This is a genomic window from Sharpea porci, assembly GCF_009695655.1.
Lineage (GTDB): Bacteria > Bacillota_I > Bacilli_A > Erysipelotrichales > Coprobacillaceae > Sharpea > Sharpea porci.
The window spans coordinates 1-12,566 of record NZ_VUNM01000045.1 but is presented as its reverse complement, the minus strand read 5'-3'; the positions used below and the strand labels follow the sequence as shown (position 1 = coordinate 12,566).

Genomic DNA, 12,566 nt, shown 5'->3' with positions numbered 1-12,566 from the left:
GTGGTCGTTATTTAATAGATTTCTGACAAGCAATGATGTAAAATGATTCATGGGTATACTCCTTTGATTGTTTTTGTTGCAGAAATCATTTTACAAGGGGTATGCCTTTTTTGTCTATTAAATAACTTTTATAGAACACAATAAATTCGACAAATCGAATTTACACAAAATATTTTACACTATGAGGTACTTTTTCATCAAACATAATGAATCTATAATATTAATTTCAATTTTTATTGGTTATCGAAACTAAATATTAATCATGGAAATCATGAATCTGTATTATTGATTTTTTCGTAATTTGAAATAATAGAAAAAACTCGATTAACAGAAAGATTTACCTTTATGATTCGTAGGTATTTATTTATAATATTAATAATGTAGGAAAGTTGAAAAGTTACTATGAAACAAGTATTTTACAAGAATTTATTAAACTATTGTTTGAGGGTAATGAAAATAAGACTCAGTTTTCTACTAAACTGGAATTAGTCAATATACGTAACAATAATAGAAAGGGAATAATTCATTTCATGGACATATTAATTAAAAAATGTAAATACCGATGTCGTTAATGGGATGATATTGAGGAGATTGTTAAATAGTAAGTTATAAGAGACTCATGAGCTAATACAAAATATAATGAAATGAGGGATTAAAATATGGGAAAACATATCGTAAAGAATTATCCATCTCCACGGTTGATGGAAACAATAGGTGCTACCAATCAAAGTGTACCAGAAGCAATTGGTGAATTAGTTGCAAATTGTTTTGATGCTAGAATTGGGCAAAATAAGATTAATGTTGTTATTGATTTACGTAATGAGGAAATTAAAGTTATTGATAATGGCAAAGGAATGACTCTAGATGTATTAGAAAAAGCTGTTTGTATCGCCGAAGATATGTCTAAACATATTGAACGTGGTGAAGGTGCGAAAGGTCATTTTGGGATGGGTTTCAAAACATCTTGTTCAACACTAGGAAAGTTTTATGAAATTTATACAAAGTCAGAGAATGAAAATCGAGAATATCATGTAGAATTTAATATTGAAGATTACAGCTCAAGACCAACAAATGCTGATGCATGGGATGTTGAAATTGAGGATTCTATACATTTCAAATCTTCTCCTATGGGCGTTGTCTCACATGGTACAGCTTTTGTAATAAAAAAATTAAAAGATAAAAATATCTATTTGGGTGCTGTTCTTGATTATTTGGGGGAAGCTTTTAAAGGCCATCTTGAGACGGGAGATACTATCATATTGATTAAAAATGATGGAACAGAAGTTAAAGCTATTCCTAAAATTTATAAATTCATTGATAATACAAAAATTGATATTAATGAAAAATTCGATGTGGTTGAAGATGATGGATCTAAAACGACATGTGTTATTACAGGATGGATGGCATTAGATAGTACAACCCACAATGATACTAATTATGGCTTTAATATTTATCGCAATAAACAGTTACTTGAAAAATGGAATAAAGATTGGTTTAAAGCGCATTTAATGACTAGTAGAATTATCGGAGAAGTCAATATGGATTTTTTGGAAGCAACTTTCTATAAACAAGGGAAACAACAATCAGTTAAATGGGTATTAGCTTCTAAACATATGGAAGAATATTTAAAAGGAATTGTTAAAGCTTCAAGAGATATAAGTAAAAAAGGTAATATACGTAATCCTATGGAATTGAAAAGGATTATTAAAGGATTAAGTAATGATTATGATTTGGATTTTGATGATAAAAAAATCGATAATCAATTTTCTGAGAATAATAATTCAAAATTAAAGGGTTCAAATGAGATAAAACAAAGTATTAATGACAATATAAAGGGATATGCTAAAGAAAAATCTTTAATATTAGAAGATTATGGTGAAATTGAAATTAGCTATTTAGAAAAAGCAGGTAAAACTGATTTCGCATTTGATTATATCTATAATGATGATTACATTAATGAAGAAAGTAAAAAAGAATTGGAGGTTATAGTAATAAAGAATCATCCATTATGGAATAATAAAATTGATTCAGATATACAAAAAATATTAGTAACTTCTGATGCTATTTATAGACTACTAGTAGAAAAATTAAATTTTGATTCTGCTGAGGCAGTAAGAATAAGAAATGATTGGATAGACCAAAGAACTAAGAAGAAGGGAGATTCTTAATGGATAAAATAGAAGCGCTAGATAATATAAAAAATGTGTGGAATCAAAAAAATATAAGTCTTGCCGAGAAAGTTTATAAAATTTCGAATGATTTTTACTCAGCTAATTTAAATTTGATGTCGACAGCTGCTTATATCAAAGCAACGCCTTCTGAGTTAGATGCATTATTATCGTTGTCTGAATTAGATGATGATATAATCGAAAAGATTTCTACAATCAACCCTCCCAAAACAACGTGGATTATGTTAGCAAATGCAAATTGTGATGAACTTGATGAGGCACTAGCTGCTATGAAATCTAAAAAAAATTCTAAAGTGCTTTATAGCGAGTTAGTTTATAAAAGTATGATTGATATTTCTGGACCAACACCTCAACAAAAAGCTAATAGTTTGACTGCAACTGAAATTAAAAATATTAGGATGAAAGCCGAACAATATAAAATTTTATCTGAAAAAGATATTAAGTTTTTAAAAAGTATTGCATCCCAAAAGGGAAGAGGAAAATCTTTAACTGAAAAACAAATTGCATGGGTTATTTCAATTTTAGAAAGATTAGTTGAAGGAAATGTGTTTACTAGAAATAGCATGGATGATGATCAAGATTTATGTGATAAAGTTCTTGAAATATTAGGTAAATAGTATGGGCTTGTTAGATATAGGTATTAGAGGAAGCTATATAGGAAAGGGTGAAAATATATTAAATGAATTCTTATTACCATCTCTCTGTGTAGCAAAGAAATACGATCGAATAGCTGGCTTTTTTTCTATCGAATCTTTATTAGCTATTGCAAATGGTATTGAATCACTGCATAGAAATAAAGGAACTATGAGACTTATAGTTGGTGTGCATAGTATTCCAAAAGAACTTATTGATGCCTCGATAAAAAGAAAAGAATTAAAAAACGATATTCAAAAAGTTCAAGAAGAGATAGAAAAAGAGATTTCTTCTCTTTCTGATTTATTAGATAAGACAAAAGTTGCAACTTTAGCTTGGATGATTGACGAAGGTTTGCTAACTGTTAAGGCTGCTACTGTTCTAGGAGAGGGTATATTTCATCCTAAAACTATTATTATTAAAGATAATGATGACAATGAAGTTGCTGCAGTAGGTAGTCCAAATGAATCTAGAAATGGTTTGGGCAGTAACTTTGAGCAATTGATGGTGGCAACATCGTGGAATAATCTGGATGCTGTTAATGATCAAAAAGTATTTTTTGATACTTTGTGGAATAATCAGTGTAATGATGTAATTGTACTTGATATCACAAAAGAAACTGCTGCGATGATAAAAAAATCTCTTGGCTCCGAATATAAAAGTCTAAAGAATTTGATAACGACATCTATTGATAATGTATTGGCTTCTATTGCAGAAATGCCATTGAATTTTTTCGTTTCAGGAAATATTCCTTCATTATATATGCATCAAGAACGAGCTGTTATTGATGCTTTATCTCGATGGCCTGTAAGAGTATTGTTCTCTGATGAAGTAGGATTAGGAAAAACCTTTGAAGCAGCAGCTACAATTTCTTTTTTAAATAAATATTGTAATGTTAATCGAATAATTATTTTGACTCCTAAATCTGTTTTGCGTCAATGGCAAGAGGAATTAAGTGAAAATTTTAATATTGATACTTGGTTATTTGACTCTAATAAGAAAGAATACATATCATCGAATAATCAAATTATTTTAATGGGAAACAACAATCCATTGGGATATGGTTCTCCTAATTTGATACTAATGTCATCTCAATATGCGAGAGGAAATAAAAATAATAATGGATTACTAGCTGAGGAAAGTACGATTTTACCAGATTTGTTAGTGGTAGATGAGGCTCATTCAGCTCGAATTAGTGAAGATTTATCAGGTAAACCTAAAAAAACTCAAATGTATAAAATGCTGGAAAAAATTAAGGGAAAAATTCCACATATTATCTTGGCAACTGCAACTCCAATGCAAAAGAATGCTAAAGAATATCATGCAATGCTAAATTTACTAGGGTTGCCGAAGATTTGGCAAAAAGAACAAAGCTTTTTAAATTCTTTAAGATTTATAATGCAGGATTCAATTGAGGATTTATCTGATGCTAATAAAATAGTCTCATTGCTGCATTACACTAATCAAGAAATGAGACCGGATTTGTCTTTATTAACTGATGTCGAAAAATCACTTTTAACAGAACTTGAAGATTTATATGCTCAAAATAATCATTTTGAGAACGCAATGTTCGTAAAAAATGAATGGAATACTTTGAAAAATATCTTCATTAAACTGCATCCAGCACGAATGTTGACCATTAGAAATACTAGAAGATCTTTGTCTGAAATCGGATATAAGTTTCCAAAACGTAATTTAAGAGAAATATCACTATATGAGTCGGATAAAATTAAATTACTATATGCAAATGTATATAGCTATTTAAATAAAGAATGTTTTTCAGTAGAAAGAGAATTACATCCTGATAAAAAATTTAATATATCATTTATCAAAATAAGTTATCAGCAAAGAGTTGCGTCTTCTCTATATTCCTGCAAGATTAGTTTGGAGAGAAGGATGAATAAGATTGAAGCTCTAAAAAATTATTTTGAATTCAATCAATTTGTTAATAATATTGAATATGGAAATGATATTGATGACTTCGATGACTTTGATCAGGATGATTTATTAGATCAAGATTCTAATTCTTTTGATAAATTAATTGATTCAAATATTGATATCAATAATTTAAAAAGAGCTATTAATATTGAGTGTTGTTGTTTGGAATCATTAATTACTCAAATTAATACTGTTTTAAACAATGAAGGGGATCAGAAAATCGAGAAATCAATAGAAAAATCATTGGAAGTTTTAAAAAATGGTGATTCAGTACTACTGTTCACTAGATATACTGATACGGTTGATGCTTTAATTAAACATTTTAACTTAAAAAATAAGAAATTTAGTTATCCATATGCAATTTATACAGGGAATAAATCTACAATTGTTAGTGGAGAAATTTATAAAGAATGTGATAAAACCGAAATAAAAGAAGCTTTATTTTCAAAAAAAATAAGAATTGTATTTTGTTCAGATGCCGCCTCGGAAGGTATAAATCTACAAGCTGCAAGAATATTGATTAATGTAGATGTTCCATGGACGCCAGCTAGATTAGAACAAAGGATAGGACGTATTGCTCGTCTTGGCCAGGTAGCTGATGAAGTTGATATTTACAATGTGTGGTATCCAAATAGTGTTGAAGCTAAAATGTATAGCAGAATCCAAAAGAGATTAATTGGAGCGAACATTGCTATTGGAGAATTTCCTGATGTGGTTGCTGAAAATATAAAACATGCGATACTACAAAATGAAAAAGATGATAGTTTGGAAATGTTAAAAAATATTAGAAATGATATGCAAAAAGATGCTCTTGATAAACTTTGGTCTGATAAAAATGACAAGTCAACTTATAGCGATGAAATTAGAAAAAAATTATTAGAACTAGTTAAAAAAGAATTTGATTTAGTAAATTATGATAAAGAAAATGGAATATATAAGTTTAATGTAGGTGGCAAGGTTTACGAAACAACTATTTTATGTGGTAATAAGAACAGTATAAGTTTAAAATCAAAAGAAGTTTCTAATATAAATAAGAAATTTTATGGATTTAATGTTGTTAAAAATGCAGGTATAGATATATGCTTACAGGATAAAAATACAAAGAAAATCATCAAAACAGAAAGTGTTATTGATGTTTTAATAAATTCCTCCTATGAAAATATTACGTATTATGACAATTATCCTACTATGTTGCCTAATCCTAAAAAGTTAAATTTAGAGTTTTCTTTAGAAAATAAATGTACGAATTCGCCTTTACTATGGGTAAAATACGATGAATTTAATAAACGAAAATAAAAATTGTGTTGCCATAAATATCTTTGGATTAGAAGTTAATAATAATTAAATTTGCTTAAAAAATGATAAGGGAAGTCGAGAAGTATGCTGATATTTATTGACTCCCTTTTTCTCCTGAATTATCCTGTTGTTCATTCCAGACAAAAAGCGCCACTCATGAAAGTGGCATTCACAGACTATTGAATTTAGTTTAAGTTTTATATTTTACAGTCAGAATAATGATATTTGATAGGGAACATCTCTCAGTAAGCACTTTTTGAAGAATCGAAATAAAATCCCGTATTAGGGATTTTAACAGGCCTTACAGGCGGCCTAATTCTTGAATCTAGGCTACTAATGGTCTTAGGAAGTCAAGTAGGTCACCGTCATGAAGAATAAATTACATCAAAACGCTAAAGCTAAGCCTAGAAAGGACTCTCTGGTTGAGCTTTTTATATCAATCAAGTTCTCTGAAGGGTTCGTATGTGACAGATGCGAATGCCATGAGTACTATCTCATAAAGAGAAGTGACATCAAGAACGGGTACATCCTTCAGTGCAAGGAGTGCGGCAAACAGCATACCTTGCTTGGTGGCACTATCTTTGATTACTCCAACCTTACCATTCTTCAGATATTCATTGCGCTCTATCTCTTCTTCACAAGCAACAGGGGGCTGAGTGCCCCTGATCTAGCCAATATCATCGATGTCTCAGTCAAGACTGCCAGAAGATACCTGAGAAAGTTCAGAATCCTGATGGTTCTTTCCGCTGACGGTGACAACGAGTATCCCAGGCACATGAAGCTTCATGTCCTTCCTGGACACAAGGCCAGCCCTGTCAGGAACTTCATGTTCAAGCACGTGGCAATGGACAAGGACAGCAAGGAATCCACTGATAACGATAAATGCTTCATGTGGATGAAGGACTATGTGGATTTTGAGAACTCACGGGTTGACTACAGCGACAGAAATCACAAGATGAAGTGGCTCAATATTATAGCCAGTAACTTCGAGAACAACATCAAGAACATCTATAAGAGCGTATGCAAGAGGGACATGCCACTGCTGCTGGCTGAGCAGGAGTTCAGGTTCAACCACAGATATACCGGAAGACACTTCATAGAGAAGATGGCAAAGTATATCAGGAAGTACGTGCCTATGACCAATCTGGTCATTGGTAACGCCCTTGTCAGATATGAGGCAGATTCGTCCATGCGTAGGGGCTAACTGAGAGAAGTTCCCTATCAAATAATGATAATACAGAAAGAAATATATTGATAGAATCAACGTATATCGCTTTTTCGCATGTCATTTTTGTCTCGTAGTTTTCTAGGAGTTAATCATGGTAATATTGATTTTCACAAAATGGGTGATTTAATTTTCCTCAGTTCAGGTGATGTGATATTTCTTTTCCTTTAACTCCACAGGCTTCTTCAAAATGTTCTTCGTTCGGTATGACGGCCCGAGGATATTTACAACATGGGAATGATTCAGGTGATATTTCTAGAAGGGTACGCTTTGGGACAGTGCCGTGCATCGAGTCATGACATTCATTGGTAGAGAGTGTTTGCATAAGATTCCACAAGATAATAAACTGTCTTGAGGAAATATTAATTATATTCAAATTTATAGACGAATCTATAGTACGGTGAGAATTCATTCACATTGTAACTATCTTCCTCTAGATGAATATGGGGAGTTACTATAAAGATAAAGCGAACAACATAGTCAAAAGCAAAGAAATCAAATAGTCGGGTGCATGGTTATTATACAGAAAAAACGAATCTTAATATTGCTCTAAAAATTGACATACTACTAAATCCTTGAGAGAACTTGATTGATATGAAGAATGTCATCTGTTTATATTCATCAGAAAATCTTTAGATAAAGTCAACTAGAGAGTTTTTTCTAGGCTTTGCATGCTGTTTAATTTGTTCTTCATGATGGTGACATCCTTGACTTCCTAAGACCATTGCAGCCTAGATTCAAGAAAAAGGCCTCCTAGTATTGTTGTTTAAATTCCTTATTTGGGATTATGCTTCAATTATTCAAAAGTACTTACTGATAAATGTTCACTACAAATGTTTAGATATTATCATCACCCATATAAATGATTTTAAAGCTACTTAAAAAGAAGTTTGTTTGATTGATAATTAACAAGATTTCGTATATAAGATAGGTCTAAAAATATGGAATGATATGGAACAATAAAATAATATATTTTATAACTGTTATAAAGACATATAGCTAGCGTCAGCTAGCTTTTATGTTTATACTGATAGCGAGGTGATTTCATGCCAGCAAGCTATACACATCAATGTTTTGGTGATGACTTACTTAGATATATGAATAGTGATCATAAGACACTGATTAAACAATATAAGAATCTTTACAACTTAGGTCTACAGGGACCGGACTTACTGTTTTACTACCATCCTTTAAAAAAGAATCGAGTGCAGGATATCGGTATAAAAATGCATCAACTTCCTGCTAGAGAATTCTTTGAAGAGAGTTTTCAATATGAAGATGATGCAACACTTGTCTATTTGATTGGCTTTGCCTTGCATTACTTATTGGATTCAAGAGCTCATCCGGTAATTAATAAAGTGACACATGATGACTTTGAACACTATGAATTAGAAAGAGACCTGGATATGCGTTTTCTTAGTGATCGACATCCAGCCATCATGTCAACAGCCACAAGCTTTATTGCGGATGAGCAGGCGAGTATAACGATTGGGCGTGTCCTTCATATCACGGACAAAGAAGCCCATAAAGCAATCAAGAGCTTTCGCTTTTACAATAATCTTGTCTATAATGAATATCATGATGTACGCATGATTATTAAAAAACTTACTGCTCTTGCTCATATTCCTTTTACCAATATGTTTGTCGTTGATAAGCCAAGTGAAGAATATGTTGATGATGTGAATGAAGTAAGATATTGGTATATGATTGCTTTAAGGGAAGCAATTGAGATTATTCCTCAGTTTATTGATGCATATTACAATAAAAAGAGTTTGTCTGAACGTTTTGATCATAATTATGAGTGAATGTTGTTATGACAACATTCTTTCTTTTTGCCTTTTGTATAATAAAGTTAGTTGATAAGAACTAAAGGAGATTACTATGAAACAATTAGATTTAAATAAAACTGTGGCTGCTCTTGTGGAAGAGTATCCTGAACTTATTGATATTATGGCGGAAATTGGCTTTAAGGAAATCACAAAGCCTATTTCACTTAAAATGATGGGAAGAGTGATGACGATCCCTAAGGGATGTGGTGTGAAAGGCTATGATCTTAATGATGTCATAAAAAAACTGAATGCTTATGGCTTTGAATGTGTTTATGGCAGTCATGATGATAAAGAAGATGCACCACAAGAAAAACAGGCAATTGTCAAAGATGACAGTACACCTGAAGGCAGGGAACTGCTTTTAAGAGATATGATTGAACGCTTAAATAGAGGAGAAGACTTGGAAAGTGTTCGTGCTGACTTTGTGAAGGCATTTGAGAATGTTTCAGTCAGAGAGATTACGGGTGTCGAACAGCACTTAATTGATGAAGGCATGAGCGTTGAACGTGTCCAGAAGCTCTGTGATATTCATTCAGCCTTATTCCATGGCCGTACAGAACAGGAAGTCATGGCTCAAGAAGATGCCCAGAGAGGTATTAATCTTGACATGGGACATCCCGTAAGTCAGTTAAGACTGGAAAATAGAATTATTGAAAAGAAGATTGAAGATGCTTTAAAGGCTAACAATGAAGGTCATCGTGAAGCTGTTTATAAGGCTATTGTTGAACTGAAGGGCATTAAGCCTCATTATGCGAAAAAAGAAGAACTCATTATGCCTTTACTAGAACGCTATGGCTATCCAGGACCAAGTCAGGTCATGTGGGGCGTTGATGATGAAATCAAGCAGGAATTAAGCCGTTTATCTCGTACAATCAATGAAGAGAAATGGTATGAGCAGGAAAGAAGTAATGTTGAAGGCGTATTAAATCGCATGAAGGAAATGATCTACAAGGAAGAGGAAATACTCTTCCCACTTGCCATGGAAAACTTCACAAAAGAAGACTGGTATCATGTCTATGAAGACTTAGAAGCCATGGGTGCTAGCTTTGTCAATAAGACATTTGCCTGGCAAGAAGCTGAAGACTTCTTAGCTTCACAAAGCGCTTCTTCATTCACAAATGGCATCATTAAAATGCCTACAGGAGAATTATCCATCAACCAGCTCAATATCATGCTTGAAGCCTTACCACAGGATATTACTTATATTGATGCCAATGATCATGTCCTGTATTTCAAAGACAAGATGCATATCTTCCCTAGACCAAAGAGCTGTATTGGTAAGCTTGTTTATGATTGCCATCCTGCTAGAGTCAGACCAATGGTTGAAGCATTATTGGATGACTTCAAGAAGAAAGAACGTGATCATATGGATATCTGGATGAAAGATGTACGGGTAAGATATATGGCTGTCTATGATCAGGGGGAATATGTTGGCTGTGTAGAAATGGTGGAAGACTTTGGTGAAGTCTTTAAGGAAAGAGACTCTAAGTAATCCTATAGAAAATATATTAAACATAGAAATATGTAAGTATAATGTTAAGGAATTGTTAGCGATATGAATGATTCGTGTTAATAATTTGTTAAAGAAAAACTTCTAGAGACTTCTTTTAGGTGTTATAATGATTTTGACTTTTTTAGGGAAAATTTATAATGAAGAGGTTAGAGAAGTATGAGTATTCTCAACATTGTTAATCTTCTTGGGGGACTTGGTTTATTCCTATTTGGTATGAACTATATGAGTGATGGAATCAACCAGGTTGCCGGTAAGAGGATGAAAGATTTATTGGAAAAGCTGACAAGAAATAGGCTGAAAGGATTCTTGCTTGGGGTCTTTGTGACATCCATTATTCAGTCTTCGTCAGCAACAACCGTCATGTTGATGGGCTTTTTAAATGCCGGTATCATGGACTTAGCACAGGCAACAGGGGTTATTCTTGGTGCCCATATTGGTACGACAATTACAGCGGTATTGATTGCCCTGGATGTTTCGGTGATTTCCACAGCCTGTATTTTTATCGGTAGTGTGCTAGTGATATTTGCACGTAAACAGAATAAGATTTATACTGGTGAAATTATTCTTGGCTTTGGCTTATTATTCTTTGGCTTGAAGTATATGTCTGGAGATCAGGCGATGGGTGTGCTTAAGAGCAGTGCTGCTTTTAAAGCCTTTATCACAAGTGCCAATAATCCACTTGTTGGACTTGCTGTTGGGACAATCATGTGTGCCATCCTGCAATCTTCATCAGCATCTATTGGTGTCTTGCAGGTACTTGCTTTGCAGGGCTTAATGCCAATGAAATTTGCGATTTATATGATTATTGGTGTCAATGTCGGAAGTGCAATGCCACTCTTCCTGTCTTCTATTGGCGCTAAGACAAATGCCAAAAGAGCAGCACTTGTCTACTTTATCTTTGATGTCGTTGGTATGTTGATTTTTACACCAATAGCCTTCTTTACACCATATACAAGCTTTATCACGAGCTTATCAAACAATGGTTCCGTTCAGGTAGCCATTGGTCATATTATCTTCAAGGTAGTAACAGCCTTAATATTACTACCATTCGTTAATGTCATCGTGCGCTTTACTACACGTATTATTCCTAATCGTGAACATGCAAGTGACTTACGTTTCCTTTATATCGATCCAAAGCTTGTTGAATACAATGCATCCATGATTGCTTCTATTGAAAAAGAAGTACAACGTATGATTGATTTAGTCAGATGGAACTTCGTGCATTCATGTGAAGCATTCCTGACAAGAGATCTTTCCAACGAGGAAGCCATTCTTCATAACGAAGAAGTCATCAACTGGCTCAACAACAATCTTACTGACTATATCATCATGGTTACTAGCCGTCCGATTGGTAAGATTGAAAGTGCCCGTGTTGGTCGTCTCTTCCACGTCTTGATTGACTTGGAACGTATTGGTGATCATGCCATTAACATTCTCACGCGTACAAAAACATCGATTAATGATGAACTCACTTATTCAGCAAGCTCACTTGATGAATTTAAGGAAATTTATGAGAACGTCATTGTGCTCTTTGATCAGTCCATACAGTCATTTAATCAAGAGAAATCATTTGAAGAATATCAGGCTGGCTTACTCAACTTACGTAACTTCATCCGTGACCTCAACAATAAGGCCCTCGATGATCATATCGTTCGTCTAAGAGCCCATAAATGTCATACGGCAAGTGGTATTGTCTTTACAAAGATTCTTCAGGACTTAGAAAGAACAGGCGATCACTCTTACAATATTTCTAAAGCAGGCACAAATGATGCTGCATTAATCAGTCAGATGTAAACAGGGGCAACCCTGTTTTTTCTTTGTAGTACAAGCGAAGCTTGTATCTAGTCTTTAGACAGTTGAGCGTACGTAGGACGCGAAACAATAAACCACCTGCTATGCAGGTGGATGGCAAGACAGTTATACAAAAACATCACCGTTCCTTC

Annotated in this window: 7 protein-coding genes; all 7 read left to right on the top strand. The window is 33.2% G+C overall.

What is annotated here, in order from left to right; all coding sequences use genetic code 11:
* Positions 1–659: 659 nt before the first annotated feature.
* The 7 genes from FYJ79_RS11810 to FYJ79_RS11780 all read left to right on the top strand — a co-directional run bounded on the left by FYJ79_RS11810 (position 660) and on the right by FYJ79_RS11780 (position 12,417).
* Positions 660–2,168 (top strand): ATP-binding protein, encoded by a 1,509-nt coding sequence (locus FYJ79_RS11810; RefSeq protein WP_154518740.1) that lies wholly within the window; start codon positions 660–662, stop codon positions 2,166–2,168.
* The gene (locus FYJ79_RS11805) at positions 2,168–2,806 is read left to right on the top strand and encodes a hypothetical protein (protein ID WP_154518738.1); all 639 of its coding nucleotides are present in this window, start codon (positions 2,168–2,170) and stop codon (positions 2,804–2,806) included. The genes FYJ79_RS11810 and FYJ79_RS11805 overlap by 1 nt, the downstream gene beginning before the upstream one ends.
* A gap of 1 nt (position 2,807) precedes the next feature.
* Positions 2,808–6,056: a helicase-related protein gene (locus FYJ79_RS11800; RefSeq protein WP_154518736.1), complete on the top strand. Its 3,249-nt coding sequence runs from the start codon at positions 2,808–2,810 to the stop codon at positions 6,054–6,056.
* A gap of 367 nt (positions 6,057–6,423) precedes the next feature.
* Complete coding sequence (locus FYJ79_RS11795) at positions 6,424–7,260, top strand: transposase (protein ID WP_154518733.1); 837 nt, start codon at positions 6,424–6,426, stop codon at positions 7,258–7,260.
* Positions 7,261–8,327: 1,067 nt separating this feature from the next.
* Positions 8,328–9,086: a zinc dependent phospholipase C family protein gene (locus FYJ79_RS11790; protein WP_154518730.1), complete on the top strand. Its 759-nt coding sequence runs from the start codon at positions 8,328–8,330 to the stop codon at positions 9,084–9,086.
* A gap of 76 nt (positions 9,087–9,162) precedes the next feature.
* The gene (locus FYJ79_RS11785; RefSeq protein ID WP_154518727.1) at positions 9,163–10,602 is read left to right on the top strand and encodes a DUF438 domain-containing protein; all 1,440 of its coding nucleotides are present in this window, start codon (positions 9,163–9,165) and stop codon (positions 10,600–10,602) included.
* 177 nt (positions 10,603–10,779) lie between these two features.
* Positions 10,780–12,417, top strand: a complete 1,638-nt coding sequence (locus FYJ79_RS11780) for a Na/Pi cotransporter family protein (protein ID WP_154518724.1) — start codon at positions 10,780–10,782, stop codon at positions 12,415–12,417.
* The last annotated feature ends 149 nt before the right edge of the window (positions 12,418–12,566 follow it).

What these genes read in the sequence shown, in the direction of transcription:
- FYJ79_RS11810 (WP_154518740.1), top strand. Translation starts at nt 660, where the DNA reads ATGGGAAAACATATCGTAAAGAATTATCCATCTCCACGGTTGATGGAA.
- FYJ79_RS11805 (WP_154518738.1), top strand. Translation starts at nt 2,168, where the DNA reads ATGGATAAAATAGAAGCGCTAGATAATATAAAAAATGTGTGGAATCAA.
- FYJ79_RS11800 (WP_154518736.1), top strand. Translation starts at nt 2,808, where the DNA reads ATGGGCTTGTTAGATATAGGTATTAGAGGAAGCTATATAGGAAAGGGT.
- FYJ79_RS11795 (WP_154518733.1), top strand. Translation starts at nt 6,424, where the DNA reads ATGAAGAATAAATTACATCAAAACGCTAAAGCTAAGCCTAGAAAGGAC.
- FYJ79_RS11790 (WP_154518730.1), top strand. Translation starts at nt 8,328, where the DNA reads ATGCCAGCAAGCTATACACATCAATGTTTTGGTGATGACTTACTTAGA.
- FYJ79_RS11785 (WP_154518727.1), top strand. Translation starts at nt 9,163, where the DNA reads ATGAAACAATTAGATTTAAATAAAACTGTGGCTGCTCTTGTGGAAGAG.
- FYJ79_RS11780 (WP_154518724.1), top strand. Translation starts at nt 10,780, where the DNA reads ATGAGTATTCTCAACATTGTTAATCTTCTTGGGGGACTTGGTTTATTC.